The sequence below is a fragment of the Streptomyces sp. RLB3-17 genome (assembly GCF_007113425.2).
Lineage (GTDB): Bacteria > Actinomycetota > Actinomycetes > Streptomycetales > Streptomycetaceae > Streptomyces > Streptomyces mirabilis_D.
The window spans coordinates 304,728-331,098 of record NZ_CP041610.2 but is presented as its reverse complement, the minus strand read 5'-3'; the positions used below and the strand labels follow the sequence as shown (position 1 = coordinate 331,098).

Below are 26,371 nucleotides of genomic sequence, written 5' to 3'. Positions count from 1 at the left end.
GGCCAGGTGCATGGCGCAGCCCAACAGGGCGAGGCGAAATAGGTGCGTGCGAGTCCTCTCCGCATGACCGTGAACTCTGGGAACCACGGCCAGGACATCCGCCCCAGCAGCGGCAACAACCCCGGGCGCCTGCCCACAACCCCGACACGTCCGGCGACGTGACGACCGCCCTGCGCGCGATATCGACCCCGCCGTGTGTGAACGAGTGGCCGCACTGACCCGGACTGCACCACCTCCCGAACCACGAGGATCCCGACGGCTGTGCCCTGGCCGCCTCCGACACCAGTCGGGCCGAGCCGCCCGTAGCCTGCTCGCCGACCCCGGGCCGCGCGTACGTCGGGCTGCGGCCATCGACCCGCTCCTGCCCCGCACCATGATCTCGACGTTCCTCAACGGCCCGGGACTCGCCGAAGGAGCCGCAGCCAACCCGAGCCTGCCCGCTGAACAACTTCACGAGTTGCTCGGCCTCGGCGGTCTGCTTCGAGCGGCAGCACAGCGAGCCCTCTGCCCATCGCCTCTCGGCGCCATCAAGACTGTTGCGGAATTTCGGCCAGAGCCGAAATTGCCCATCGACATCAGTTGTCAGCAGGACCAGGGATGGTCCGGCCGACAACGTGTTCCTGGACTGGGTCAGCTGCCTGGCCCGGCCCGGTGGAGGAGGGGGAGTCGGGACTGTCTGCCTCACCTTCCGTATCCCGCCCGGTCAGTGCCCGGTCCTGGTCAGTCCAGCGCGTTCCGCCTCGCGATCCCGCCCAGGAACCGGGCACTGTCCTTGACCGTGCGGCGCTGGGTGGCCCGGTCGACGGCGATCAGTCCGAACCGGGGCCGGTAGCCCGCCATCCACTCGAAGTTGTCCAGCGCCGTCCAGTGCAGATAGCCGCGCACGTCCACGCCGTCGGCCAGACAGCGTTCGACGCCCGCCAGGGCCTGGCGGATGAACTCGACGCGGCGCGAGTCGTCGTCGGTGGCGATCCCGTTCTCCGTCACCATCAGCGGCAGGCCCGCCGCGGTGGCTCGGCGCAGGACGTTGCCCAGTGCCTGCGGATAGAACTCGTAGCCCATCTGCGTGACCTCGGCGTCGTCGGGCACCGGCGCGGTGCCGTCCGGTCCGACGCGGATCCGCGAGTAGTTCTGCACCCCCAGGAAGTCGTCGCCGTCCAGGGCCGGCAGGAAGTCCTCGAACAGTTCGGCCCAGGCCTCCTCGGCACCCTTCTCCCCGCCGGGCAACGCCTGGACGTCCTGCAGGGCCAGAGTCAGGCCGACCCTGGTCTGCGGGCTGACCTCCCTGACCGCCTTGCGCGCCAGGACATGGGCATCCGTGATCACGTCGAAGGCCGCGTCGCTGAACGAGAACAGGAACACGCCGGTCATGTCGGGCGCCTGGCCGCCGGCGTGGACCGCGTCCTGGCCGGCCGGCTCCGCGCCCTCGGGCCGGCCGTCCAGGCCGACCGGCGCCTGCTCCATCGCCTTGCGCCGGTCCGCAACAGCGCCGGCACTGGCCATGATGCGGCGGATGACGCGGCCGATGTTGGCCTCGTTGATCGTGCAGACGTACGGGATCAGGTCGCCGAGCTCGGTCATCACCGTCCGGCAGTAGGCCGCGAACCGTTCAGGCGTGCCCTCGTGCTCCCAGCCGCCGAGTCTGGTCAGCCAGTGCGGGCTCGAGAAGTGGTGCAGCGTCACGATAGGCGTCAAACCGGCCGCCTGGCAGGCCTCGAGCACCTCGCGGTAGTGGGCGAGCGCGGCCCGGGACACGAACCCGTCCTCGGGCTCGACGCGCGCCCACTCGATGGTGAACCGATAGCTGTTCAGCCCGAGTTCGGCCAGCATGGCGATGTCCTGCCGGAAGAGTCTGTAGTGGTCGCAGGCCGCGCCGCTCGGTTCGGCGAAGGGCGAGCCGGTCGCATGCTCCAGTGCCCAGAAGTCGCTGCTGATGTTGTCGCCCTCGACTTGGTGGGCGGCGGTCGCCGCGCCCCACAGGAAGCGGTCCGGGAAGGCCATGGATCCGTACTCCTTGCCGTGTTGCAGCGTCGATCGACCGAGGCTGTACACTAATACGTGTTAGTTTGAAGAGGCCAGCCTAGGCATACGGATCTCCGTCGACAAGGTGTTTGTGCGGCTTATCGCAGGCACGAGTGCTGCGGTGTTTGTCTCCGCGCGCCTACCATGGCCGGCATCACGTGGTAACAGGCTTCAGAGGGAAAGGGCACATGGGAGGAACGGCGAAGCGGGTCACCAGCTTTGATGTTGCACGCCTCGCAGGGGTCTCGCGCACGACCGTGAGCTTCGTCCTCAACGACACGGCCGGCCAGACGATTCCGGAGGAGACTCGACGGCGCGTTCTGGACGCGGCCAAGCAGCTGGACTACCGTCCGCATGCCTCCGCGCGCTCCCTGCGCGCCGGACGCAGTGACATCGTCTTGTTCTCCCTGCCCTACCTGCCGATCTCCGCCAGCATCGGTCGCTTCGCCGAGGAGTTCGCCACGGCGCTGGCCGAGCGCAACCTGACCATGGTGGCCCACCTTGCCGGTGTCCACGGCCGTCCGCTGGCCGACGTCTGCGCGAACGTGGACGCCTCGGCTGTGGTCTCCCTGGAACGCTTCGCACCCGAGACCTCCGCAGCTCTGCGCCGCGCAGGCGTGTCCACGATGTTCTCGCTCGGCGGAGACTCCGTCGGCCCCGACCGGATCATCGGGAAACTTCAGGCCGAGTACCTGCTGGCGCGAGGGCACCAGCGGCTCGGCTTCGCCATCCCGGGACAGCGTGCCCCGCGGTTCATGGCCACGGAACGGCTGCACGGTGTCGAGGAGGCGTGCGCCGCCGCGGGCGTCGAGCCGCCCACGGCGCTGACCGTCGGTCCGCTGGGCCCAGTCGCCGCACGAGCCGTGGAGCAGTGGTGCGCTCAATCGGTGACAGCGGTGGCCGCGTACAACGACGAGACGGCGATGGCCGTTCTCGCGGGCCTGCGGGTGCTGGGTCTCAAGGCGCCCGCCGACCTGGCCGTGGTAGGCGTCGACGACATTCCCACCGCGTCACTCGCCGCGCCCCCGCTGACCACGATCGGTTTCGACCTGACGGACACGGCGCAGTTCCTCGCAGACAGGGTGGCCGCCGCGCTGCGGGGCGAGGGGTCGGAGTTGGGGCCCGAGCCGGACGAGGCGGCGGCCCGACCGCACGTGATCGAGCGAGAGTCCGCCTGAGCCAGCCACCCATGAGGCGGACTGTTCGAGCCTTCCCTGCTTCCTGCCGGTCTCTGTCACGCCGCGGGCGTGAACAGTGTCCGGTGCAGCAGCCCTCGGAGGCGCTCGTTGAGCCGTTCGCCTCCGGTGGCGCTGTTCGCGGCCATGGCTCCGCCTGCCATCGAGAACGCGAGTATGACGTCGTCGACGTTGACGCCCGGCCGGACGAGGCCCGCGGTTCGTGCCTGGTAGATGAGCGGCTCGAAGGCGGCTGCGGAGTGGGCGGAGAGTTCGGTGAACCGCGTGATCTCCGCCCCTGCGAGTACGCGGGTGAGGCTGTGGTTGCCCTCATCCGGCCCTTCGCCCCCGACGCGCTGCGCGACAGTACCCGGCCGCTGTTCGACTGGCTGGAGACCACGGGCTGCTCCCGAGTCGCCCTCCACTTCGACGTCGACGCCGTCGACAGCAACGAGATCGTGCTCGGCCTCGGCATCGAACCCCACGGACTCACGGGTGCCGAGGTGCGGCGGATCGTCACCAACATCGACCGGGCGACAGACGTCGTCGGGTCCACAATCGCGGAGTTCGTCCCCCGGCAGGTGATGCATCTCCAAGGGATCCCGTACGGGTTCCCGCTGCTCTCCGGAAGGACTCGGGTTGTGACGGGATGGTGTCCCGCCGGGTGGTGTAGGCCGTGAGGATCTACGCAGCGGGTCTGGCATGGGCGAGCAGCGTAGGGTTCGGCATAACCGATCGACACCCTGGTCTTGATCGGGTTGGCTGGGTGGCATGCCAGAGCTGCGAACCGATCGACTTCTGCTCCGCCGGTGGCGGGAGTCCGACCTCGGACCGTGGGCGGCGATGAACGCCGATCCTGAAGTCCGAGAACACCTGGGGGAACTGCTGACCCGGGAGCAAAGCGATGCCGCGGTGGCACTCATGCAGGCCGAGTTTGACGAGCGAGGTTTTGGGTGGTGGGCGCTCGAATCACGGGAGACTGGTGAGTTCGTCGGCCGTGCCGGCTTGGACGAGGTGGGCGAGGACATGCCGTTCGCGGGGGTGGACATCGGCTGGCGGTTGATGCGTTCGGCGTGGGGTCACGGTTACGCCACCGAGGCCGCCCTGGCCTGCCTGGCCTTCGGCTTCGAGGCCCTCGGGCTGCCGGAGGTGGTGGCGTCGACGACCGTCCACAACCTTCGTTCCCAGGCAGTGATGCGCCGGATCGGCATGACCCGGGACCCGGCCGACGACTTCGAGGATCCGAGCGTGCCCGAGGGGCCGCTTCGCCACTGTGTGCTGTATCGGATCCCCCGCAGAGATGCTCACCGCCCACACCACGCGGCGGTGCACGACCCGTGACGACTGTCGTGTGCCGCGCTGTGCCGAGAGAATGAGGTATCCCGATTGCGGTGGATGGACGGCTGAGAAGCGGGCTCGGCGTAACCAAGTCCGGCTCGCAGCAGCTGACTTGATCGGGGCCGGAGCCAGTGACCGGGAGGTGGCCCTGCGGTTCAGGTGACCCGGATGTCGGCGAACCCCTGGCGGCAGGCCTTGGCTTCAGGCGGTCGGCAGGCCCCGGCCTCAAAGGGGCCCGGCGGCGCCCGCTGCAAGCTCGATACGGGACAACTCCGCGTTCTGGAACCGGTGTTGGATGCCGGCCCGGCCGCCTCCGGCTGGAGTGACCAGTACTGGACGCTGGTGCACCGCATCGGCTGGAGCGTGCGGGTCCCTTCCCGCAAGGCCGCCGGGCGGGACGATTCAAAGATCGCCGCCTGCAAGGACGAGCAGTGGCCCGTCATAAAAAGAGGGCGGCGGACTTGGGCGCCTGGCTCTGCTTCGAGGACGTAGCCGGCCAGGGCCTGAGACCGCCCAAGGGCCGTACCTGGGGCCGACGGGGCCGCGCCCCGGTGGTCCGGGTCACCGCGGCGGGCACCAAACGCGTCTCCATGGCGGCGCTGCACCGAAGCCGGCCACCGGCCTCGGCTGATCTACCGCATCCACCTTGTCGAGGGCGTGTGGTCGCACCTGAAGAGGTCGCTGGCCAAACCGTTGGGCCGATACTGGTTCACCGAGGTGCTACGGCGCACCGAATCGGCCGTGTAGCGGACATTGCGGGTGGCAGACGTCATCGATGCGTTACGTCCGAGTGCGGCGATGCCGGTGACAGAGCGGATCAGGCTGAGAGTGGAACTGTCGACGGCCGCCCGGGAGTGCCGCGAGGCGATGGAGCTGCTGCTCGATCTGCACGGCGCGAGCGGATTCGCGGACGACAACCCGCTGCAGCGCTTCTGGCGCGACGTTGCCGTCGGCACCCGGCACCCGGCACCCGGCACCCGGCACCCGTACTTCACCTGCGGGCCAGCTCCTGGCTGTCCTCGCCGAGCAGATGGATGCCTCTCCGGTCCGTCACGGAGATCCACCACGGGGATCGATCGTTTCGATCACCCGGCAATCGGCCACGACGACGGGCTGACCTCGGTCGCCGGCGCCGTCGCCTGGCTCGAATGCCGGATGGTCGACCGGGTCCCGGCGGGCGACCACCACATCGTCCTGGCCGCGCGGGTCAGGGGCGGGCACGGCGGTCGGGACCAGAGCAGACTGCTGCTGTACCGCGACCGCCGTTACACCTCGGTCACGGAGCCGAAGGAGGACGAAGCCGTGAAGAAGCCGGCCCGGCGGCAGCGGGGCGCCCAGGAGCGTGGGTCAGTATCAATTTAGGCAGTCCATGCTGTGCGGCGCTTGGGGCTGCACGAGGTGGCAGGGCGGAAACGTGTCGGAGAAAGTTGACACGTCGGAACTCTCCGACGCATCATGGTTTCCATGCCCCCAGGAGATGTGTTCAGCGCGCTGGCCAATCCAGTGCGGCGGCGGCTGATGGAAGCTCTGCAGGACGGACCGTGTGCGGCCGGGGAACTCGCCAGCCAGTTCGCACTAAGCCGACCCGCGATCTCCGAGCACCTGACGGTGCTCAAGAACGCGCAGCTCGTGCGCGAGGAGCCCAGGGGCCGCCATCGCTACTACCACCTCGAGGCTGCTCCACTCGTCGAGGTGAGTGAGTGGCTGCATCCCTTCGAACGCTACTGGCGCACGCGCTTGGGCGCACTGCGCGACCTGATTGACGAGGAGTCTCAATGACCACCACCGATCCGACCGTCATCAACTGCGAGCAGTTCATCGCGCATCCCCCCGCCGCGGTGTGGAAGGCCCTTACCGATCCCGAGCTGCACGCGCGCTGGTGGGCGGCTGGCGACGTGCGGCCGGTCGTCGGCCACCGCTTCACGCTGGACATGGGCCAGTGGGGACAGCAGCCCTGTGAGGTGCTCACGGTCGAGCCCGAGCGCCTGCTCCGCTACAGTTTCGCGTCCGGCACCCTGGACACCACGATCACCTGGCGGCTCCAGAGCGAGGGTACTGGCACCCGGCTGTTCCTCGAACACGCCGGATTCGACCTGGACTCCCCGCTGGGCAAGGCCGCAGTCGAGGGCATGGGCAACGGCTGGCCAGGCCTCCTGCGCCGTATCGAATCGGTGCTCGGCGCGGCAGTCCACTGACAGCCAGGGGTTTCGATCCCCGCGCGAGACCGAACCCTCTGCGTGCCGGAGGATCGATGGGCTTCGGGAAGGGTGATGGCACCCGGTCCTGACGGGTGTCGGGACCAGGAGCGTGTCACAGCAACCGGCTACCCACCTGCGTTCCGTGATCATTCGTGCGGGATGATGGCGGCATACGTGGTGGGGATGGGTTGTTCGAGGTCGAGCCGGTCGGGAAGAGGCAGCCGCAGGCCCGCCCGGCGGCGATGGACAAGCGGTTCAGGGCGTTCGACCCGCACCAGGTCCTGCTGCTGCCCCCGTCGCTGGACGACTGGCTGCCCCAGGATCATCTCGCCCGGTTCGTCGCCGGCCTGGTCGACAAGGTGCTCGACCTGGGACACGTCCGGGCCGATTACACCGGCAAGCGCGGTGACCCGCCCTACGACCCGCGGCTGATGCTGCGTCTGCTGATCTACCGCTACACCACAGGGGTCCGCTCCTCGCGGGCGGTCGAGCAAAGGTGCGCCGACGACATCGCGTTCCGGTTCCTGGCCGCCGACCAGGCCCCGGGCTTCCGCTCCATCTCACGGTTCCGCCGCCACCTGACGCCCTCGCCGCCCTGTTCACCCAGTCCCTGCACCTCGCACAGAAGCTCGGCATGGTCAAGATGGGCCGCATCGTCCTGGACGGCACCAAGCTGGAAGCGAACGCCTCCAAGCACAAGGCGATGAGCTACGGCCGCCTGGTCGACAAGGAAGAGCGGATCGAAGCCGAAGTTGCAGCCCTGGAAGCCAAGGCCGCCGCCCTGCTGGCCACCGACGAAGCCGAGGGCCGGGGATTCGGCATCGACGGCGAGGACACCGACCTGCCTGCCGAGCGCGACCGGCGCGAGAAGCGCCTGGCCAGGCTGCAGGCCGCCCGCGCGCAGATCGAGGCCGAAGCCGCCGACAAAGCACGAGCGCACGCCGAAGACAAGGAGCGCCGTCGACAGGGGCGAGCCAGCGCCGACGATGAGCAGGCCGTCACCGACGCCGGCGAGGCGGCCGCCGCGAAGACGCGTCCCAAGCCCAAGGCCCAGGCCAACTTCACCGACCCCGACTCGCGGATCACGAAGAACAGCGACGGCGCCTACATCCAGGCATACGACGCCCAGGCCGTGGTCGACGCCGAACACCAGGTCATCACCGCCGCCGACGTGACCACCCATGAACAGGTCCCGCCCGCGCCACGCGGACGGTTACCGGCGAGCGCCACACTGAAGGAACGGATGGCCCGCAAGCTGCTGACCAAGCCCGGCAAGGCCGCCTACAGCCGGCGAAAAGCCATCGTCGAACCCGTCTTCGGCCAGATGATGACCTGCCAGAACGGCCGCCGGCTCCTCCCGCGCGGCGAGGACGGCGCCCGCGGTGACTGGCGACTGCTGGCCGCCTGTCACAACCTCCGCAAGATCTTCCGACACGTCGGGCTCACCGCCCTGGCCGGCTGACCAACCGGACCTCCCTGCCGCGCCACGGACACATGCCCGGCCGCACACCTGACGACCAGGACCCCAACCGCCGCCTCACAGGTGCCAGCGGCGCAACCGCAGCCAATCTCGTCGATCACGGCTGACACGCCGTTTGCCCGTTACTGACACACACTCCTAGCGCGCCACGCGGTAGCGGAGGTAGATGACTTTCGAGCTGAAGGTGCGGGTCTCGACGAGTTCGAGATCCACCCGGCGCTCGTGCTGGGGAAAGAACGGAATGCCACCGCCGACCAGCACCGGGTAGACCCTGGCCCGGTACTCGTCGATCAGACCCAACTCGGCCGCCTCGGCGGCGAGAGTCGCGCCGCCGATCGCGATGTCGCCCTCTCCCGGCTCGGCTCGCAACCGCTCGATCTCCTCCGCCAGGCCGCCGGAGGCCAGCCGGGCATTGCCCTGCACCGCCGGCAGCGTGGTGGAGAACACCACCTTTGGGAGCGGCTTCCAGATCGCGGCCCACTCGAGCATGGAGTCTTCGAGCGATGGATCCTGGTCGGCGGTCTCCCAGTAGAGCATCGTCTCGTACAGCCGTCGTCCCAACAGGTGGACGCCGACTTCTCGAATCTCGTCGATCCAGGAGCGGAAGACCTCCTTGTCGTGCGCCGTCCAGTTGAAGTCGCCGTCCGGCCCGACGATGTAGCCGTCAAGTGAGACGTTCATCGAATAGGTCACGCTGCGCATCAGAAGTCCTCCTCGTAACGGGTTCGACGGTACGACCGCCGAACGCCGCAGGACTCATCGCGGCTCGCGGGATCCCCTGGGCTCAAGCGGGTCAATCCTCTGGGCATGGCCGTCCCGGCGTGCCCCGGCGGCATGCTGGTGAGTCCAGCAGATCGTGGAGTCGACGTTCGCCGTCCACCCGATGCGACCACGCACGACGAGGGCGTTGGGACCGGTGGGATCGCATGGTGAGGTGCCGTGTATTCCTCACTGAGGCCTGTCCTGGTGTCACCGTGTGTGGTCGCCGGGGACATACCGGCTCCGGGTTCCGCCGGATTCGGTGACGAGTCGGGTGGCGGTCTTGTCGTGGTAGCCAAGTGCCTTGGCGATGACAGGAGCCGGAGCCTGGAGGACGGGCTGGCGGATCGCGGAGGCCCTGCCGTGCTGCACGCCTGGTGTCACCTGCGCGACGACGAAGTGTCTCCACGCTCTTCCGTATCCATGGCGTCATGCCCGCAGAGTCCATGTGACCGCCGCTCATGAACCAGCCGGCTATGCCGTCTTGCTCACCGGCCAAGGGCCAAGCCGGAGTTTGTGAGCGAGGGCCGGCGCTTCGCACCCGCGTACTGCTGGACGAGCACACCGTCCTCGGCGGCTGGAGCGGCACGGGCTGGAGGCGATCGCCGAGGTCACGAGACTGCTCGCGCTCGGCGACAGCCGACGCTGACCACACGATCGGGTGGTCAGCGTGCGGCGGACGGCCTCTCGGGCTGGGAGCGGTAAGACCCCACGCCACTGGCCTTCGGTATGCGCGGTCACGTCGAGGATGCCAGGGCTTACAGCGTGATTACGACCGGCCCAGGTTCACCAGGGGATGACGCCGCCGTCCTCGAAGAACGAACCGGTGGGGCCGCCGTCGGGCAGTGTGGCGAGCCGGATCGCTGTGGCCGCGCCCTGCTCGGGAGTGCGGGGTCCGTGGAAGCCGGTGAAGTCGGTCGCGACCAGGCCCGGGCAGGCGGCGTTGATCAGGATGTTCGTATCGGCGAACTGCCGGGCGTACTGCACGGTGACGGCGTTGAGGAACGACTTCGACGGCGAATAGGCCGCCATGACAGGGCCGATCTCGATGTCCGGGTCCGCCTGCCGGGTCAGGGAGGCGACGGCACTCGAGACGTTGACGATGCGTGGCGACGCCGAGCGCCGCAGCAACGGCAGCATCGCGTTGGTCACCCGGATGACGCCGATGACGTTGGTCTCCACGACCGTGCGGACCACGTCGAGATCAAGCGTGGTCGGGTCCTGCACCCACCCCGGCCCGGTCTCTCCCGAGATGCCGGCGTTGTTGACCAGGACGTCCAGGCGCCCGGCCTGCCGTTCGATCAGTTCCGCGGCATCGGTGACGCTCTGGTCGTCCGTCACGTCCAGCGGCACCGCGAACGCGTCCACCCCGGCGGCGCTCAGCTTCTCGACGGCACTCTTGCGCCGGACCTCGTCGCGGGCTCCCACGCCCACGCGGTACCCGAGGGCGCCCAGCCCGGCCGCGATTTCGTACCCGATTCCCTTGTTCGCGCCGGTCACCAGCGCGATCTTCGTTTCGCTCATGTCGTTGATGTTCGCTCGCGGACGAGCGCTGCATCCAACACCGATACGGTGTCCTGTCATACCCAGTAGGTATCACAGAGGTATCGTGCGGCCATGGACACCTTGGAGACCCGCGAGCTGAGGTACTTCGTGGCCGTCGCCGAGGAACTGCACTTCGGCCGCGCCGCCGAGCGTCTCGGCATGGCCCAGCCGCCGCTGTCCCGGGCGATCCAGCAGCTCGAGCGGCGCCTCGGCGTCTGTCTGCTGGAACGTAACCGCCGCGGTGTCCGTCTGACCGCTGCCGGAGAGGTGCTGCTGCACGAGGGCCGCGCAGCCCTCGACGCGACCACCGCCGCCGCTCGCCGCACTCGTCGTGCCGGCGGCGCCGACGGGCCGGGCGGCCACCGCAATCGCCTGGTCCTGGCGGTGAAGGCCGCCGGGTCCCACGAGCTGTTGCAGAAGCTCCTCGACGCCTACGCGGCCGAGCCCGACGCCGCCGAGATCGAGGTGCTGCCGTGCGGCATGTGCGAGCAGGAAGGGATACTGCGCGATGGCCGCGCCGATGTGGCGCTCATGCACGCGCCGTTCAACTCCCTCGCCGGGTTCGACAGCGAGGAACTGATGACCGAGGGGCAAGTCGCCATCCTGCCCGCCGGGCACCCCCTCGCCACGCGCAAGACCCTGTCCCTGGCCGACGTGAGCGACGTCCCCGATCTTCCGCTCGCCCGCTGGCCCCGCCACGGCACGTACCCACCCGGCCCGGGCCCCGAGATCCACGACCAGACGCAGCTGGCCCAGCTCATCGCCCTCGGACGCACCGTGGCAGTCTTCCCCGACTCCGCCCGCGCCTGGCTATGGACCGAGCACACCGCCGTCCCCCTGACCGACGCACCCCCCGTCGTCACCCACATCGCCTGGCCCGCGCACAGCCGCTCCCTCGCCCTCGCCGGGCTGATCCGCACGGCCACACAGCTATGACCCGCTCTTGCCTTCCGCCGCCGCCATCACCCCGGACGACACACCGACCGACCACCGGCCCCCACACCCCACCGCCGCCCGACCACAGACACCGCCGCGACTCCGGGAGTACTGCCGACCTCCGTGCCGGCAGAAGGCGTACCGGGCCGCTCACGGGACAGCCGGGTCCGCGAGGCCGTCACAGCCCCGGCCGGCGAGCCGACTTCGGTCAGGCTGCCTGAAAGGCCGGGGTCGGGTCGGCTCGCAGAGTGTGACGGATGCTGACAGCGTGCCGAATTGCATCGCGGTCCGTGGGGCGAACGATGCTCCCGGAGACGGTTCACGATCCGACCCGTCCTGACGCCCCGAGGCAGACCGGCCGGCGCTTGGGACGGGACTTCCCGGTGGACTTCGCGGTCGTCCTCACGACGCTCGAAGTTTCTGTCACCAGCTGGTTCCCAACCTGGGAACCAGCCCTGACCACCCCGGCCGACGACATCCGCGTACGGAAGTTCACCGGTCTCCCCTCGAAGGTTGAGTGATCGTTTAGGGCTGGCTGGAGGTCTGGTCCTGATCAACTCGACATCGCGCGGTCCTCTGACGAGTTGACGGTTGCTGACGGGATCGCGAAGAAGGCCAGTGCTGCGAGGAGCGCCATACTCGCTGCGAGTGCCAAAGCGCCTGGAAGGGACCGGGTGGCGACCGGTCCGGCAACCGCTGCCCCCAGTGCGAATCCGGTGATTTTCAAGCTGGCGCCGGTGGTGAAGATCTGGGCGCGGAGGTGTTCTGGGGATTCCCGGTGGCGGATGGCGAACAAGGCGGCCAGCTGGGGGCCTTCGCCGATCCCCGCGATGAGTACGGCCACGATGAGCGCGACTGGTTGACCCCATGTGGCCAAGGTCAGCGCGGCAGCCTGGACGAGCGCACTGGCCCAGATGATCGTGTCGGGGGCGGCTGAACGCGGAAACCGGGCGAGCACGGTGTTGGCCGCCAGGGCGGAGATCGCCGCGCAGGAGAGCAGCATCGCGCCGCGGCCGGCTCCGCCCAGGACGCGCTCGCCCAGGAGTGGGATGCACGCCGTCAGCATGCCCTGTGCGATACAGGAGACGACCGAGGTGAGGGTCGCTCGGGCCAAAGCCCGCCGTCCGACGATGACCCGCATTCCGGCAGCAAGGTCGCTGATCACCGAGGTTGTCCGAGCGACCCGCGCCCGACCGGGACGGGCGGGCAGCATCCACGCGGCGGGCAGTGCCAAGGCGATGAGCCCCGCGGAGCCCACCACGGCGGTCGGGGCTCCCAGCGCCTCTGCCACGCCGCCGGCGAGAGCCGGACCGGCCAGACTTGCCACGCTGAACGTCATGGCATCGAGCGTGTTCGCCCGGGGGAGGTGGTCGCCCAGCACCACACGGGGCAGTTGGGCCGTCCATCCACCCGACAGGGCCGGCCCCAGCAGCCCTGTCAGCACGGCGATCAGGATGGTGACAGTGAACGGCATACGGCCGAGTCCCAAGAGAATCATCCCCAGCCCCGCCGCATACAGGAGGAGGGCCGTGGCCAGCAGGCGTCCTGGCCGTCCTGTTCTGTCGAGGAGCGCCCCGAGCACCGGCCCCCCTGCCGCGGCAGAGATCGTGATACCCGCGAGCAGCGAGGACGCGTCGGTAGTCGATCCGGCCAGGGCGAATCCTGTCAGCATCAGCGCCGGTCCCGACATCTCGTCCCCGGCACGAGCTGCCGCTGCCCCGGCCAGATAGAGGCGGAGTGAGTAACGCCTTTTCATCCGCAAGACGTTACGGAGGTAACTCAAAACTCAGCAAGATGCGTTACATTCCACGTGTGTCCTCCAACGGCGACGACTGGTCCACCCGGCACTCTGTGCTGACCACGGCTCGGCGGACCGCCGCCCTGATCAACGCTCTCGCTGACGACTGCCCCGACCCGACCGACGTCGCCGACGTGCTCCGCGCATACGGTGAGACAGACCCAATCGACCTCACCACCCGCGACGTTGCCGGGATGCGCGCAGCCGCCGCCCTGCTGCGGCAGGTCTTCGCCGCCGAGCACGCTGAAGGCGCCGCAGCCACCCCTCAACCGCCTCTTGCAGGAACACACCGGACCGCTCCGTCTGACCTCGCACGGCGGCAGCACCCCCTGGCATCCTCACCTCGACCACGACGACAACGCCCCCTGGGACGAGTGGCTCCTCGCCTCGTCCTGCATGGCCCTGACCGTCCTCGTCTGGGACCGTCAGCGCCCGCCCGGCAGGATCTGCGCGTCACCCACCTGCCAGAACGCCTTCATCACCCAGGGCAGCGGTCCCGAACGTCGTTACTGCTCCCGCCGATGCGCCACCCGCGAACGAGTCGCAGCCCATCGACGCTCCCACTCCGCCGAGCAGCCGAGCGAAATCAAGTAGGGCACCCAGGATCCAACGGCACATCGCTCAACCTTCCTTACGTTGTTCTGCGGGAGGCGGTGAGCCCTTCGTATGGTTCAGCCACCCCACCCAGGGGTGCCGGGTGTGGCTTTCAAACGTCTGCCGTTCGAGGCTTTCATCGATTGGCCGCGCGGCGCCCCACGACTGCCCGGCTGCCATTGAGATCGTATGAAGCGTTGGTGGGTTCGACCCAGAGAAGACACAAGACCGGTGCCCCTCACGTAAGTTGACGCGGGTTGCCTGCCGGTGGGCACGGTGGCGGGTAGTGCCGCATTTACCGGGAGGCACCGGATGTTTTCCGAGCGTACTTCGGTCGGCCTGGATGTCCACGCCCGCTCCACCACGGCCCCGCCCACGCTCCGGCCCCGGCCACCCGGCGCGCCTTGTGCGCGGACGAGACCAGTGCGATGGGCCGTGCTCCAAGCGCGCGGGCCGTCTGCATCACGGCATGGCCCAGTGAGCCGGTGGCCCCGGACACCAGCACGGTCTGTCCGCTGCGCACCTTCGCAGCCTTGGTGAGGGCCAGGTAGGCGGTCAGGTAGTTGACCGTCAGCACCGCCCCTTCCGCCCAGTCGAGGCCGTCGGGCAGCTGCAGGAGACGGTCGTCCCACGCCAACGCCCACTGCTGGAAGGGTCCGTCCACGCTGACTCCGAGGTCGGAACGGCCATAGACGGCCACCCGGGTGCCGCGAGCGAACCGATCACTTTCCTCAACGATGCCGGCCCCCTCGTTGCCAAGCACGAGTGGCGCCGTCGGGAAGCCGAAATCGCCTCTCCGGATCGTGTTGGAGAGCTGGTTGATCGTCGCGGAATGCATCCTGACGAGCGTGAGGCCCTCATGGACAGCCGGCCTCGGCCGTTCGTCGACCGCCATCATGGGCGGGTTGCCGAATCGTCGCGTCACGATCGCCTTCATGGTGAACCTTCAGTGGTGGGTTGTCTGTTGATGAACCGTTGGCCGGTGAACTGCCGCGCGCGGCCGGCTCACCCGGAGGTGGGAATCGATCTCGGTACGACCAACTCGGTGGTCTGCGTGCTGGAGGGCGGAGAGCCCACAGTCATCACCAACACGGAAGGGGTGGTACGCCCGAGCCGTTCGAGCTCCCGCGCAGACCGGGGCCCGCAGGGCGCGTTGGTGTCACGAACGGCTCGTGAGGTGGCGGCACGTCCGCGCAGCCGCCGATGCCTGGGATGAGTGCGACGCGTGGCCCGCATGTGTTTCGTGACCAGTGCAAAGACCAAGGACTGGGAAGGAATCGCCTTGATCTATTGCGGAATCGACTGGGCGGAACGCACGCATGATGTTGCCTTGGTCGACGAGACGGCGCGTTAGGGCGCGTATCCTCGGTGGCTCATACATGATGGCCCTGCGATCATCCATGCATGCTCATGCTCAACGACGACTTTGGACATCTTTCCTACGACCTCGTCGGTGGCGGCTCGCCCGTCGTGCTCGTGCACGCCGGTGTCGCCGATCACCGCATGTGGGACGCGGTCGTGCCCGCACTCGCAAAATGGCACACCGTGATCCGGTACGACCTGCGCGGCTTCGGCAGGTCCGCGCCCCCGAGTGGCTCCTTCCGCGAGACCGACGACCTGCGCCGTCTTCTGGACCATCTCGGCCACGAACGTGTCCGGCTCGTGGGCGCCTCCTGGGGCGGCCGCGTGGCCCTGGATTTCACGCTCACCTACCCGGACCGGGTGCACTCCCTCGCGATGCTCGCCGCGCCTTGGCCGCGCTACCACTGGTCCGCGGACATGATTGCGTACGACGAGGCCGAGGCGGCGGCCTTGGAGGCGGGCGATTTGGACGCTGCCGTCCGCATCAACCTGGACATGTGGCTGCGCGGACCCGCCCGCGGCTGGGACGACGTGGCCGACGGACTAGCCGACCAGCTCCGCGGCCCCTTGCGGACCTCGCTGGAGAATCAGGCCGTCGTCGGCGAGCACTCCCAGGGCCCCGCGACCGGCGACCTCGCTGCTATCTCCGTCCCCACTCTGGTGGGCGTTGGCAAGCTGGACGTCGCCGACTTCCAGGAGATCGCCCGCCGCTACGCCGCCGAGATCCCCGGCGCAACCCTGGTCGAGTTCGCCGCCGCCGCGCACCTCATCGCCATGGACGCGCCCGCCGAACTCAGCGCGGCACTGACCCCGTTCCTCGCCCGTTAGGGCGTGTACCGACTCTTGATCAATCTACGGGATCGGCCCTTGTGGGAGGGCTTGATCCAGTAGGTCATCTCGAATGACGCGCGCGCAACTCATGGATGTGGAGTGGGAGTTCATCGGCCCGTATCTGCCGATCGGCAGGCATGGCCCGTATCCCGAGCGGCTGCGGCAGCAGTTCGAGGGTGTGATCTGGCGGTTTCGGACCGGCGGGCCGTGGCGGGAGATGCCGGCCGAGTTCGGCGCCTGGTCGACCGTGTCCAGCCGCTTCCGGCAGTGGCGCGATGCCGGTGTCTTCGAGGCCCTGCTGGAGGGAATGATCGCGGAGGCCGCGAAGCAGGGCGAGGTGGACGTCTCCCTGGTCAGTGTCGACTCCACCATCGCGCGCGCTCACCACGACGCTGCCGGGATGCACCTGGACGAAGACGTCCTCGCCGCCCTCGAGAAGGCTGCCTCCGAGGAGGAGAAGCCTAGGTCAAAAGGGGCAGCCTCGAAGGGCGAAACGGGCAGAACGCCGGGACCGATCCCGTGCAGGGAGAGCGACGACGCGTCCGGCGACGGCGAAAAGTCCGGCTGAAGGCTGCTCTCCTGGGGCGCTCGCGGTGTGGACAGACCAGCAAGGTCCATCTCGCCGCCGACCGCAAGTGCCGCCCGCTGGCATTCGTCCTGACCGCAGGTCAGAACGCGGATAGCCCGCAGTTCATCCCCGTCCTGAAGAAGATACGGGTCCGCGGGCCCGTCGGACGCCCCCGCACCCGGCCGGACGCGGTCGCCGGTGACAAAGCGTATTCGTCCCGCGGCAACCGCGCCCACCTGCGCAGGCGCGGCATCAAAGCGGTCATCCCAGAGAAGAAGGACCAGGCCACGAACCGGAAGAGGAAGGGAAGCAAGGGTGGTCGGCCCGTGGGCCACGACGCCGATCTCTACATGGAGAGGAATACCGTCGAGCGCCTGATCAACAAGCTCAAGGCATGGCGGGGCATCGCCACTCGGTACGACAAGACCCTCCCCGGCAGCTACCTCGCTGGCCTCCACCTGCGTGCCTCGATGATCTGGATTAAAGACCTCACCCGGACCAGTCGGTGATCAGGACTCGACACGCGCCCTAGCTGTACTGACCTGTGAGGTTGGGGACGCGGCTGGCGGGTGGTTGGCCCTTGAGCGCGGTGTGTCCGCGGTGGTGATTGTAGGTGTGGAGCCAGACGGGGTATGCCTCGCGTCGCTCGGCTTCGCTCCGGTAGGGCTGTGCGTAGGCCCATTCGTCGAGGAGGGTTCGGTTGAACCTCTCCACTTTCCCGTTGGTCTGGGGCCGGTAGGGGCGGGTGCGTTTGTGTGAAATCCCCGACTCTGCAAGGGAGTTGCGCCAGAGGTGCGATTTGTAGCAGGAGCCGTTGTCGGTCAGGACGCGTTCGACGGTGATCCCGGCCTGGGTGAAGAAGGCGTGGGCGCGGGTCCAGAAGGCGACGGCGGTCTCCTTCTTCTCGTCGGTGAGGATCTCGCTGTAGGCGAGGCGGGAGTGGTCGTCGACGGCGTTGTGGAGGTAGCTGTAGCCGGCGCCGGAGCGGGTCTTGCGGCCCGCCTGGCGTCCGAGGGTCTTGTGTCCGCCGCCGTCGGGGATGTTGCCGAGCTTCTTGATGTCGACGTGCACCAGCTCGCCCGGGCGGTCGCGCTCGTAGCGGCGGATCACCCGGCCGGTGGCCCGGTCCAGGTGCGTGAGCCGGGCCAGGCGGTAGCGGGTCAGGACGCGGTGGACGGTGGCCGGGTTCAGGCCCAGGAGGTAGGCGATGCGGGCCGGTCCCCAGCGGCGCAGCACGCGGACCTTGATGATCCGGCGTTCGGTGCGGGTCGGGGTCCGGCGCGGGCTGCGGTGTGGGCGCGAGGACCGGTCGGCCATGCCTGCCTCGCCGAGTTCGCGGTAGCGGCCGGCCCATCGCTGAGCCGTCGTGGGTGAGACCTGGAAGCGTTCGGCGGCCCGGCGCAGCGTCCAGCCGTCCTCTACGACGCAGCGGGCCAGACGCAGGCGTCCGGTCTCGGTCAGGGGTGCATTACGGTGGAGCACGAGGGCCTTTCGGTCGGTGTAGACGTCGCAATCCACACCGAACCCGGAAGGCCCTCACTCGTTCAAGATCACCCCACCGTGAAACCTGTCACCAACCTCCGTGGACAGAACACCTAGCGCGCCGCCCTCAACTGTTCCGGTTCAGGTACTGGAAGAATATAGACACATATGTCCGATCGGCGGCTTGCGAGCAGGCGAATGTCGCCACGGCGGCATCGAGTTCCGATTGATGGAACTTCCGCCACGTAGGATTCTGAGCGGCCAGCGCCGCCAATTGGTCCTGGGGCAGCACTTGGTCCCCACCCTGAACTCCGGCCATCACGGACGTGTATTCCTTGCGCAGGTCCGTGATGAGCGCGAGACGGGATTGCGCCGGATGACCTGCCGCCGCCGCACAGGATCTCCACGTCTCAAGTGCCGATTGGTAACGTCTGTCGTGTTGCACCTCACCGTCAACCCGAGCCCACTCGGAGTTCGCCTCCGGGATTCCATATTCCTTTTCGGTCGTACGCTGTGAGCTGTCGACGCAACCGGGAAGGGTCGCATCGTAAGCCTTGAGGGAAGCAGCGGAAAGGGTCTTCAGGTAGCTCTTGGCTGCCGTGGCCTCAGGGGCGAAGTGGGGAAATACCGATATTCCGAACCCGTGCTTGCGCGCGTAGTCGAGGCTCGAAAAGTCTGATGCGTCCTCGACATCAACCACGCTGTGCGGGTTCTTGGGCATGTACTGGAATCCGTGCGACTTCATGCATGTGGATGTCAGGGCCTCCGTGCGAGCGGCAACCTCAAGGTCGAATTTTTCCGACTCCGACTGGCCGGAAGCACCTGCCAGGATCAGCACGAAACGGCGGGTGTTGGCCGTCGCCCGGGTCGTCTGGTCGTCGTCGGACGGGAAATACGCGAATCCCGCCGCGACCATCGCGGCAATGATCACGGCCAGCGCGACCGCAAGGGTCTTGTTTTTGCCCAGCATCGTCCGGGCCTCCTCCTTCGACTGGTGTGCCCTGGTGCGCTCCGAACGGGGCGCACCAGGGCTCCTGTTGCCTACTCAGGCACCTGTCACCAGTTGCTCAGGTCGACGCCCACCTGGTCCAAACCCTGGTTGTAGGTGCCGTTGTTGGTGCAGTCGTAGTGCGAGGAGTTCGTACCGTTGCGCGCGACGATCGAGGACTCGTACCAGTTTGCCCCGCCGTTGCCCCGTAGGCAGTGGGCCATGTCCTTGCCGCCGTCCTGCCCGGACACCCAGACGAGCGACTGCTGGTAGCGCTGGTAGCGGCTGTCCCAATTGTTCGCCACGAACTGGTAGTTGCCGGTCCTGCCGGAGTCGTTGTACGAACCGAGTTCCGTGACGTTGCTGGTCCTTATCACCGTCTGCGCCTCAGCGGTGCCCGTGGTGAGGCCGATCGTGGCGCAGCAACCTGCGACTGCCAGTGCGCCGAAGGTCTTCCAGTTGCGAGCCATGGTTGATCAGTGCTCCTTCTGTCGTTTTGCCGATCGGAAGTGGTGCGGCGGTACGTATGGAGCCGCGCAGCGGTGCGCGTGGACTGAGCGGCGGCGCGTGTGCGGCCGTGGGCGCGGCGGAGTTCGCCGGCCGGGCCACCCTGCGACGAGCTTCAGGGGGCAACCGGTGCCCCCAGGAATCGGGGAGGCTGCTTCTGCTCCCGGGATACCGGCCCGGATGCTGCCGAGGTACCGGGCGAAGGCACCCTCCGCACCCATTGCCTCCCCCACGCGTCTTCGGCGAGCCGTGCCGCAGAGACGCTATGGACACAGATCCGTCGGCCGTCCTAGATTCGTCCTAGTGCGACGTCAGCCAGGGGGATCGGCGCTCATCGTCACGTACCAGGGGGAGCATGAAATTCGGCTTACTGGGGCCGTTACACGCCCAGATCGCCGGACGCACGGTCCCGTTGAACGGGCCGCGGCAGGCCAAGATGCTGGCAGCACTTCTGATCGACGCCAACAACATCGTCGCCAGGGAACGGCTCGTCGCCGTGATGTGGGACACGAACGCGCCCGCCACCGCGGTCCGCCAGGTCCAGGACGCCGTCTCCGGGCTGCGCCGCAACCTCGTCGCCTGCGGAGCACCCAGCTCCTTGATCAGCACGCGGCGCGGCGGCTACGAGATCCACCTGGCTCAAGATCAGCTCGACTTACTGGAGTTCGACCACCAGCGACACCTCGCCGAACAGCACACGGCCCCGTTCGAGACGGCAGTCGCGCTGCGGCGGGCGCTCGCTTGCTGGCGCGGAAACGCCCTGGTCGACACCCCCAGCCAAGCCCTGGAGATCGATGCGGCACGGCTGAACGAGAAACGCACGGAGACGCACAAACAGTGCCTGGCCATCGAACTCGACCTGGGGCGTCATCGAGAGGTCATCGATGAACTGACCGCTCTGCTCCACGAGCACCCCTACGACGAACAGGTCGCCGAACACCTGATGGTCGCCCTCTACCGGTGTCGAAGACAAGGCGAGGCGCTGCAGGTGTACGAGCGGCTGCGCCGGACACTGGCCGACGAACTCGGCGTCGATCCCACCCCTCCGCTCCAGGCGCTGCATCAGCGCATTCTCACCGCGGATCCCGCCCTGACGGCTCCGGTCCCAGCAAGCAGGCCCTTAGACATACCACCGGAGAGCCCTGCCCCGGCGGCCCCCGGGCCGGCAATGGCGATGCCGGTGCGTCAACTTCCCCTCGACGTACCCGACTTCGTGGGCCGGGCCGAAGCACTGGCCGAGATCGCCGGGCTGCTCGACGGGTCGGCGCCGAACCGGGCCCCGGTGGCCGTCATCGTGGGCGGTCCCGGTGTCGGCAAGTCCTGCCTCGTGACGCACGCTGCGCGGCTGGCGAGCGCCAACTTCCCCGACGGCCAGCTCTACCTCAACCTCGCGGCAACATCGGACGAGCCACGGGACCCGGGGCTGATGCTGGCCGAGGCACTGCGCGCGCTCTCGATCGCCGGCAGCGCGATCCCGAACGGCCTGGCCGAGCGAGCCGCACTCTACCGGTCGTTGCTGGTGGACCGTCACATGCTGGTGGTGCTGGACGATGCCGGTCACGCCGATCAGGTGCTGCCCTTGCTGCCTGCGGCCGACGGCTGTGCCGTGTTGATCACCAGCCGCACTCTGCTGACGCAACTTCCCGGCGCTCGGCACATTGACCTGGACGTGCTGAGCCCGGCAGAGGCGCGGGAGTTGTTCACGGGAATTGTCGGGCGGCGGCGGGTCGAGCGGGAACCGGCGGAGGCCGACGCGATCCTCGACTGCTGCGGCAACCTGCCGCTGGCGATCCGGATCGCCAGCGGCAAGCTCACGGGCCGCCCGGCTTGGTCGCTGCGGGTGCTGCGGGAACGGATCGAGGATGAGTCCCGGAGGCTGGCCGAGCTGAGGATCGGGGACCTCAGCGTGCGAGCCAGCGTCGAACTGAGCTTACGGCTGCTGCCGGCCGACGCGGTGCGCGCGCTGAGCCTGCTGGGTCTGCTCGGCGCCTACACCCTGCCCGGCTGGGTGGTCGGCCCGCTGCTGGACCGCCCGGACGCCGAGGAGGTGCTGGACACCCTCGTCGACGCCAGCCTGGTGCGGCTGACCGCCACCGACGCCCTCGGCGAGCCGCGCTACCGGCTGCACGACCTGATCAGGACCTGTGCCGTGGAGATCGCCGCCCCGCTGCCGACGGAGGACAAGCAGGACGCGATCATCCGGGTGCTGTCCGTTTGGCTTGAGCTGACTGGGCGCGGCACCGATCGGCTGCCGGCAGCCGGGCTGCTGGCAGCCGCGCCCGGTTCGGCACCGCGCCGGTCGCTGCCCGATGCGGTCGTGGACCGGCTGATGGCCGACCCGGTCGGCTGGTTCGACGCGGAACGCGACAACCTGCTCGGCGCGGTGAAACTGGCCGTGGACTGGGGCCTGGACGAGTTGGCCTGGGAGCTGGCGGCCGGCGCGGCGACCTACTACGACCACCGGTGTCTCTATCAGGACTGGCAGCACGGGCACCGGCTCGCGTTGGACGCGGCCGAGGCCGCCGGCAACGTGCGCGGCGCATCGGTGCTGCTACGCGGTCTTGGCCAGCTGCACATCTACCAAGACGAGTTCGATCGGGCCACCCGGGCCCTGGAGTCCTCCCTCGGGCTGTGCCAGGACGGCGGGGACAAACGCGGCGAGGCGCTGTCGGTTGCCATGCTGGGCACGGTCAGCCGGGTGCAGGGCCGTGACGACGAAGCCCTCGAACGTGTCGAGCACGCGCTGGCCATCGCGGCCGGTGAGGGCGAGCGGCACATCGAAGCGCAGCTGTCCTGCACCATGGCCGTGATGAAGCTCATGCAGGGCAAGCTCGACGAGGCGGAGTTATGGTTCGGCGGGGCCTTGAGCCAGGCCGGCGCGCTGGGCGACGGGCATCGCGTCGCCGTCGTGCTGCGGCGGTTCAGCCGGTTGCACGATCGACGTGGTGATCCGGACGAGGCGCTGCGATGCCTGGGGCAGGCGCTGGCCACCTTCGAGGCACTGGCCGACGAGCGGTGCGCCGCGTACACGCTGCTGGAAGTCGGCCGCGTGTACGCCGGTCAAGACGACCGGGACCGGGCGAGCCCGGCGTTGGAGCGCGCGGCGGGCCTGTTCCACCGGCACGGCGACCGCCAAGACGAGGCCGCCTGCTGGCAACTGATCGGCGACCTGGACGCCGCCGCCGGCGTTCACCATCTGGCGCAACAGCACCGAGGGCGGGCGCTGCGGCTGTGGCAGATGATCGGCGACATTAACCAGACGAAAGCTCCGGCGCGACCATTGTCGCCGTGAGGTGGCCATGTCCCTGATCGGAGATGTCTGTCCGATCAGGGGGCGTGAGGCAACGCGCGGGGACCGCACCGCCCATGAGTAACCGCCGCTTGACCAAGGGCGCCGAAAGGGGTTGTAAGCGCGTGCGGCCCCCACCGTGTCCGGACCGGCCCCGAGCCGGCGAGGACCCCCGATGCGGCTCGTCAGCGAGTTACGAGGTAGCTCGTGACGCTTCGGTAGACCGGGTTGCCCGTCACGGCTGCGAACACGAAGCATGTTGGCGCCGGGAGTCAGGAGAGCGCCACGATTATCGGCTAGGTGTGCCCCTTCGAGCGATGGGGTGCACCCCTGTTCCTATCGGGTAGAGGCGAACGCGCACTCTATTGGCGCGGTTAGTAAAAGCAAGCTGACGGGTCGCATGTCGCACAGGTTGCCGGACTTGCATGCGGGGGATTCGAGTAGCCAGGGGGGCTGACGAATCGACAGCCAAGCGGTACAGGCTGCTTTGCCATCCTTGACCGGCTGCGCCGGACCTTCGCGCACGCACAGTCGATCCTGATGAACCGGCCCACTCTCCTGGAGCACCGCGGGCAGTGGGTGAAGGGAGATGCGCCCACCTACCGGCCGCTCCGCACACTCGCGCCGGATGAAGCCGATGTATATGGCAGCCTCGTGGGCGGCGACTTCGGCCCGAACGTGCGACTCGAACAAGAACGCGTGCGGTTCCACCTGCTTGAGGGCGCCCTCAACGAGCTTCGCTAGGCGTTGAGCAGCCCTCGGCCGGGCTGTCGGTGTTGAAGGAGGAGTCGGCGGGTCCGGCGGCCAGGGCGGGCGTCGAGAGTGCAGTCCCGCGGCCGACACCCTCAGCGTGCGGGCGTACGGGTTTGGCACTGGCGCAGATGATAGGTCGGAGTCTGCCCTGTGGTCCCGGTCCTGGTGTCCTCGGCCTAGATGGCGTTCGCGGAGAGGGCGATGTCGCAGACATCCAGCGAGAAGGGCTCGCCAACGCGCATTCCCTCCCGCAGCAGCGCCCATAGTCGAACCCTCCTGGCTGCGCCTGCGCCTGTGCTTGGTCCGACCGCGGGGCAACTTCTGCTACTACTCGCGGAGTTGGGGCAGACCCCCCCTTTTCGGAACGCATGTTCGAAGTAGATGATGAGCGGGTCGTGCCAAATCGGGCGACGGACCGGTGCAGATCGCGAGAATGTACAAACTCACGAAGGCCCGTGAATACCACCGCCCGGACAACGGTTTCAGGCCGTGCCGGGGCCGTAAATCGGCCAAGCCTTACACGGGCGCGGAGTAATGCCACATTAGGGCCGGAAGGGGAGAGAGTGAACTTTTGGGGTGCTCGGGCCGCGTCGTTTGTGGTGCCGCTCGGGCTTGGCTTGTTGCTTGGCCTGATAGGGCCTATCGCTGAGCATTGGGGCGGCCGTCCAGGTGCGGCCGTGGGCGCCGTTTTCAGCGGTGGGTGGCCGTGGGCCTGTTACGCGTTTCTGGTGGGTTATTTCCGACGGTCCAAAATCGAATCGGTTGTTCTCGCGCCTCTGGGGCTGGCTATCGGTGTCGTGACCTACTACCTGACTAAGGGATACCTGGCCTCCCTGGGTGGACTGGATTCCTCAGGTGCGGGATCATCCGGAATTGCCCTCTGGGGTGTGCTGGCATTCTTCTTCGGAGCACCCCTTGGGCTCCTGGGGAACCTCGCACAGGTGCCGGGCACCGGCGGCCTGTTCTTCCGGCTGCTTGTTCCCCTGGTGGCTTTTTATGAGACTTCCATGCGTCTGGAGACGGAGTCGCGCGGGCCGAGTCAGGTTGTTCTGGGTACCTGGACCGCCGTTCGGTTCACGGCTGTTGCCGTTGCGGTCGCTCTGGTGGGCCACACGGTCTGGGGTTGGTGGAGGTCTCGCCGTATTCGTTCTGCCGGGGTGGGCGTTGGCTAGTGTCTCGTGATCCTGTTCATGTCAGTTCGAGTGGACTTGATGACAGCTTGCCGGGACGCAGCCATGGCAGGGTCCCGGCGTTCTCCTCTGGATGTCCGGTTCGAGGTGATCTCGTGACGGTGGGTGCCTCGGACGCAGACGAACACGACCCTTGTGGATCACGAAGGTGTCTACGCCTCAAGGTCAGCAAGGGCGCCGTGTTCGTTCCGTCATCATTCCCCATCGCCACTCCCGTCCGTCCCCCGGCCCTGACTGCGGCCGTGGTTGGCGGACAAGTACGCGACCTGATCGATGAGTTGGGGCGGGTGGCCGATCCGCGCTCGCCTCTGGGGCTGCGCTACGCGTTGCCCTCGCTGCTGGCCCTGGCCGTGTGCGCGATGACACCGGCGGGCAACGACTCGCTGACCGCGGCAGCGGAGTGGTGCAAGCGAGCCGCGCCCGAGGAACTCGCCGCGTTCGGCCTGCCCTACGACGTGTTGCGCGGCCGCTTCCGCATCCCCAGCGAGAAGACCCTGCGCCGAGTCCTGGCCTGCTGGATCCGGCCGAGGTCGGTGCGGCGGGCTTCGTCTACCTCGCTCCGATCCTGCACCAGGCCACATCGGCGCCGGCCGCACGCACCCGAGGTCTCATCGAACGCGAACAGTGCCGCGCCCATCGACAAGCCCTCGACAGCGATCGCCCCACGCCGAAGCGGCGTGCGTACGCGGTGGACGGCAAGCGCCTGCGCGGGGCCCACCGGCCTGACGGCAGCCGCGTCTTCGTGCTGTCCGCCGTCCGGCACGGCGACGGCATCACCCTGGCCAGCCGCGAGATCGGCGCGAAAACCAACGAAATCCCTGAGCTCCAGCCCCTGCTGGACCAGATCGCCGACACCGACTTGACCGGAGCCGTGACCACCGTGGACGCTCCGCCCGAACAGCGCGCCCACGCCCACTACCTGGTCGAACAGCGCGACGCCCACAACCTGTTCACGGTCAAGGCAAACCAGAGGAAGCTCGCCGCGCAGCTGGTCGGCCTGCCCTGGAAGGACGTACTCGTCATCCACCGCGACGACCACGATCCGCATGACGCGCACGGACGCCGCGAGCAGCGTCACGTCCAAGGTCGTCACCGTCGACGGCCTGCTCTTCCCGCACGCCCGCCAGGTCCTGAGGATCACCCGCAAGCCCCGGAAGGCCGGGATGAAACGGTGGTCCACCGAGACCGTCTACGCGATCACCGACCTGCCCGCCGGGCAAGCAGGCGCCGCCGAGATCGCCTCTTGGGCTCGCGGACACTGGACCGTGGAAAACACCGTCCACTGGTGCCGAGACGTCACCTTCAACGAGGACAAGTCGCAGGTCAGGGCCCATAGCACCCCCGCCGTCCTGGCCACCGTCCGCGACCTGATCTGTGGTGCTCTCAAGCTGGCCGGGCACGTCAACATCGCCTCCGCCCGACGCGCCCACACCGACCGACACCAAGTCCTCGCCCTCTACGGCATCACAAGATCGCCATGAACCGGACATCCAAGGGAGAACGCCGGGGCCCTGGGGCAAGACCCGTCGCGAAATCGTCCGTTGCCTCAAGCGCTA

20 protein-coding genes and 5 pseudogenes are annotated in these 26,371 nt (G+C 68.2%); 16 read left to right on the top strand and 9 right to left on the bottom strand.

Annotated features, from left to right (window positions below):
- Positions 1 to 720 precede the first annotated feature (720 nt).
- A complete protein-coding gene (locus tag FNV62_RS01715) occupies positions 721 to 2,001 on the bottom strand; it encodes a glycoside hydrolase family 1 protein (RefSeq protein WP_144314483.1) in 1,281 nt (426 codons plus the stop codon).
- Between the two features lie 209 nt (positions 2,002 to 2,210).
- Between FNV62_RS01715 and FNV62_RS01710 the strand changes: the two genes are divergently transcribed.
- The 7 genes and pseudogenes from FNV62_RS01710 (at position 2,211) to FNV62_RS01680 (ending at position 8,195) form a co-directional block, all read left to right on the top strand.
- The gene (locus FNV62_RS01710) at positions 2,211 to 3,200 is read left to right on the top strand and encodes a LacI family DNA-binding transcriptional regulator (protein WP_144314482.1); all 990 of its coding nucleotides are present in this window, start codon (positions 2,211 to 2,213) and stop codon (positions 3,198 to 3,200) included.
- 83 nt (positions 3,201 to 3,283) lie between these two features.
- Positions 3,284 to 3,877, top strand: coding sequence for a hypothetical protein (locus FNV62_RS54470; RefSeq protein ID WP_205523106.1), 594 nt, complete (start codon positions 3,284 to 3,286; stop codon positions 3,875 to 3,877).
- 91 nt (positions 3,878 to 3,968) lie between these two features.
- A complete protein-coding gene (locus tag FNV62_RS01700) occupies positions 3,969 to 4,538 on the top strand; it encodes a GNAT family N-acetyltransferase (protein ID WP_144314481.1) in 570 nt (189 codons plus the stop codon).
- Positions 4,539 to 5,294: 756 nt separating this feature from the next.
- Positions 5,295 to 5,897, top strand: coding sequence for a flavin reductase (locus FNV62_RS01695; RefSeq protein WP_225900088.1), 603 nt, complete (start codon positions 5,295 to 5,297; stop codon positions 5,895 to 5,897).
- Positions 5,898 to 5,990: 93 nt separating this feature from the next.
- Complete coding sequence (locus FNV62_RS01690; protein WP_063818334.1) at positions 5,991 to 6,314, top strand: metalloregulator ArsR/SmtB family transcription factor; 324 nt, start codon at positions 5,991 to 5,993, stop codon at positions 6,312 to 6,314.
- Positions 6,311 to 6,730 (top strand): SRPBCC family protein, encoded by a 420-nt coding sequence (locus tag FNV62_RS01685; RefSeq protein ID WP_144314480.1) that lies wholly within the window; start codon positions 6,311 to 6,313, stop codon positions 6,728 to 6,730. Before FNV62_RS01690 ends, FNV62_RS01685 begins: the two co-directional genes overlap by 4 nt.
- A 191-nt stretch (positions 6,731 to 6,921) precedes the next feature.
- Positions 6,922 to 8,195: pseudogene (locus FNV62_RS01680) on the top strand (transposase).
- A 156-nt stretch (positions 8,196 to 8,351) separates the two neighbouring features.
- On the opposite strand, the gene FNV62_RS01675 reads toward FNV62_RS01680, so the two are convergent.
- From FNV62_RS01675 to FNV62_RS01665, 3 genes are all read right to left on the bottom strand, one after another.
- Positions 8,352 to 8,915 carry a dihydrofolate reductase family protein gene (locus FNV62_RS01675; protein WP_143611917.1) on the bottom strand — a complete coding sequence of 188 codons (564 nt, stop codon included), beginning with the start codon at positions 8,913 to 8,915 and terminating at the stop codon, positions 8,352 to 8,354.
- 267 nt (positions 8,916 to 9,182) lie between these two features.
- Complete coding sequence (locus tag FNV62_RS01670) at positions 9,183 to 9,344, bottom strand: hypothetical protein (RefSeq protein ID WP_164331371.1); 162 nt, start codon at positions 9,342 to 9,344, stop codon at positions 9,183 to 9,185.
- 414 nt (positions 9,345 to 9,758) lie between these two features.
- The gene (locus FNV62_RS01665; protein WP_097288443.1) at positions 9,759 to 10,496 is read right to left on the bottom strand and encodes an SDR family oxidoreductase; all 738 of its coding nucleotides are present in this window, start codon (positions 10,494 to 10,496) and stop codon (positions 9,759 to 9,761) included.
- 93 nt (positions 10,497 to 10,589) lie between these two features.
- Here FNV62_RS01665 and FNV62_RS01660 point away from each other — a divergent pair, with 93 nt between their 5' ends.
- Positions 10,590 to 11,453 carry a LysR family transcriptional regulator gene (locus FNV62_RS01660; RefSeq protein ID WP_144314479.1) on the top strand — a complete coding sequence of 288 codons (864 nt, stop codon included), beginning with the start codon at positions 10,590 to 10,592 and terminating at the stop codon, positions 11,451 to 11,453.
- A 553-nt stretch (positions 11,454 to 12,006) separates the two neighbouring features.
- Here FNV62_RS01660 and FNV62_RS01655 read toward each other — a convergent pair.
- Positions 12,007 to 13,209, bottom strand: coding sequence for an MFS transporter (locus tag FNV62_RS01655; RefSeq protein ID WP_144314478.1), 1,203 nt, complete (start codon positions 13,207 to 13,209; stop codon positions 12,007 to 12,009).
- Between the two features lie 38 nt (positions 13,210 to 13,247).
- Here FNV62_RS01655 and FNV62_RS01650 point away from each other — a divergent pair.
- Positions 13,248 to 13,845: pseudogene (locus FNV62_RS01650) on the top strand (CGNR zinc finger domain-containing protein).
- A gap of 295 nt (positions 13,846 to 14,140) precedes the next feature.
- Here the strand turns inward: FNV62_RS01650 and FNV62_RS01645 are convergent.
- The gene (locus tag FNV62_RS01645; RefSeq protein ID WP_144314477.1) at positions 14,141 to 14,782 is read right to left on the bottom strand and encodes a quinone oxidoreductase family protein; all 642 of its coding nucleotides are present in this window, start codon (positions 14,780 to 14,782) and stop codon (positions 14,141 to 14,143) included.
- Between the two features lie 30 nt (positions 14,783 to 14,812).
- Between FNV62_RS01645 and FNV62_RS57850 the strand changes: the two are divergent.
- From FNV62_RS57850 to FNV62_RS01630, 3 genes and pseudogenes are all read left to right on the top strand, one after another.
- Positions 14,813 to 14,944: pseudogene (locus FNV62_RS57850) on the top strand (Hsp70 family protein); the annotation flags it as partial.
- A 305-nt stretch (positions 14,945 to 15,249) separates the two neighbouring features.
- Entirely contained in the window at positions 15,250 to 16,035 is a 786-nt protein-coding gene (locus tag FNV62_RS01635; protein WP_144314476.1) for an alpha/beta fold hydrolase, read from the top strand.
- A gap of 73 nt (positions 16,036 to 16,108) precedes the next feature.
- Positions 16,109 to 17,115: pseudogene (locus FNV62_RS01630) on the top strand (IS5 family transposase).
- 19 nt (positions 17,116 to 17,134) lie between these two features.
- Here FNV62_RS01630 and FNV62_RS01625 read toward each other — a convergent pair.
- The 3 genes from FNV62_RS01625 to FNV62_RS01615 form a co-directional block, all read right to left on the bottom strand.
- Positions 17,135 to 18,088: an IS481 family transposase gene (locus tag FNV62_RS01625; RefSeq protein ID WP_144314474.1), complete on the bottom strand. Its 954-nt coding sequence runs from the start codon at positions 18,086 to 18,088 to the stop codon at positions 17,135 to 17,137.
- A gap of 127 nt (positions 18,089 to 18,215) precedes the next feature.
- Positions 18,216 to 19,058 (bottom strand): hypothetical protein, encoded by an 843-nt coding sequence (locus tag FNV62_RS01620; protein WP_143606514.1) that lies wholly within the window; start codon positions 19,056 to 19,058, stop codon positions 18,216 to 18,218.
- Between the two features lie 86 nt (positions 19,059 to 19,144).
- Positions 19,145 to 19,546 carry a hypothetical protein gene (locus FNV62_RS01615; protein ID WP_144314473.1) on the bottom strand — a complete coding sequence of 134 codons (402 nt, stop codon included), beginning with the start codon at positions 19,544 to 19,546 and terminating at the stop codon, positions 19,145 to 19,147.
- A 392-nt stretch (positions 19,547 to 19,938) separates the two neighbouring features.
- On the opposite strand from FNV62_RS01615, the gene FNV62_RS01610 reads away from it, so the two are divergent.
- The 4 genes and pseudogenes from FNV62_RS01610 (at position 19,939) to FNV62_RS01595 (ending at position 26,296) form a co-directional block, all read left to right on the top strand.
- Entirely contained in the window at positions 19,939 to 22,875 is a 2,937-nt protein-coding gene (locus tag FNV62_RS01610; RefSeq protein ID WP_144314472.1) for a BTAD domain-containing putative transcriptional regulator, read from the top strand.
- A gap of 450 nt (positions 22,876 to 23,325) precedes the next feature.
- Positions 23,326 to 23,616, top strand: a complete 291-nt coding sequence (locus tag FNV62_RS01605; RefSeq protein ID WP_082416501.1) for a Wadjet anti-phage system protein JetD domain-containing protein — start codon at positions 23,326 to 23,328, stop codon at positions 23,614 to 23,616.
- Between the two features lie 572 nt (positions 23,617 to 24,188).
- A complete protein-coding gene (locus FNV62_RS01600) occupies positions 24,189 to 24,797 on the top strand; it encodes a hypothetical protein (RefSeq protein ID WP_144314471.1) in 609 nt (202 codons plus the stop codon).
- Positions 24,798 to 24,994: 197 nt separating this feature from the next.
- A pseudogene (locus FNV62_RS01595) lies at positions 24,995 to 26,296 on the top strand (ISAs1 family transposase).
- The last annotated feature ends 75 nt before the right edge of the window (positions 26,297 to 26,371 follow it).

What these genes read in the sequence shown, in the direction of transcription:
- FNV62_RS01715 (WP_144314483.1), bottom strand. Translation starts at nt 2,001, where the DNA reads ATGGCCTTCCCGGACCGCTTCCTGTGGGGCGCGGCGACCGCCGCCCAC.
- FNV62_RS01710 (WP_144314482.1), top strand. Translation starts at nt 2,211, where the DNA reads ATGGGAGGAACGGCGAAGCGGGTCACCAGCTTTGATGTTGCACGCCTC.
- FNV62_RS01700 (WP_144314481.1), top strand. Translation starts at nt 3,969, where the DNA reads ATGCCAGAGCTGCGAACCGATCGACTTCTGCTCCGCCGGTGGCGGGAG.
- FNV62_RS01690 (WP_063818334.1), top strand. Translation starts at nt 5,991, where the DNA reads ATGGTTTCCATGCCCCCAGGAGATGTGTTCAGCGCGCTGGCCAATCCA.
- FNV62_RS01685 (WP_144314480.1), top strand. Translation starts at nt 6,311, where the DNA reads ATGACCACCACCGATCCGACCGTCATCAACTGCGAGCAGTTCATCGCG.
- FNV62_RS01675 (WP_143611917.1), bottom strand. Translation starts at nt 8,915, where the DNA reads ATGCGCAGCGTGACCTATTCGATGAACGTCTCACTTGACGGCTACATC.
- FNV62_RS01665 (WP_097288443.1), bottom strand. Translation starts at nt 10,496, where the DNA reads ATGAGCGAAACGAAGATCGCGCTGGTGACCGGCGCGAACAAGGGAATC.
- FNV62_RS01660 (WP_144314479.1), top strand. Translation starts at nt 10,590, where the DNA reads ATGGACACCTTGGAGACCCGCGAGCTGAGGTACTTCGTGGCCGTCGCC.
- FNV62_RS01655 (WP_144314478.1), bottom strand. Translation starts at nt 13,209, where the DNA reads ATGAAAAGGCGTTACTCACTCCGCCTCTATCTGGCCGGGGCAGCGGCA.
- FNV62_RS01645 (WP_144314477.1), bottom strand. Translation starts at nt 14,782, where the DNA reads ATGAAGGCGATCGTGACGCGACGATTCGGCAACCCGCCCATGATGGCG.
- FNV62_RS01635 (WP_144314476.1), top strand. Translation starts at nt 15,250, where the DNA reads ATGCTCATGCTCAACGACGACTTTGGACATCTTTCCTACGACCTCGTC.
- FNV62_RS01620 (WP_143606514.1), bottom strand. Translation starts at nt 19,058, where the DNA reads ATGCTGGGCAAAAACAAGACCCTTGCGGTCGCGCTGGCCGTGATCATT.
- FNV62_RS01615 (WP_144314473.1), bottom strand. Translation starts at nt 19,546, where the DNA reads ATGGCTCGCAACTGGAAGACCTTCGGCGCACTGGCAGTCGCAGGTTGC.
- FNV62_RS01610 (WP_144314472.1), top strand. Translation starts at nt 19,939, where the DNA reads ATGAAATTCGGCTTACTGGGGCCGTTACACGCCCAGATCGCCGGACGC.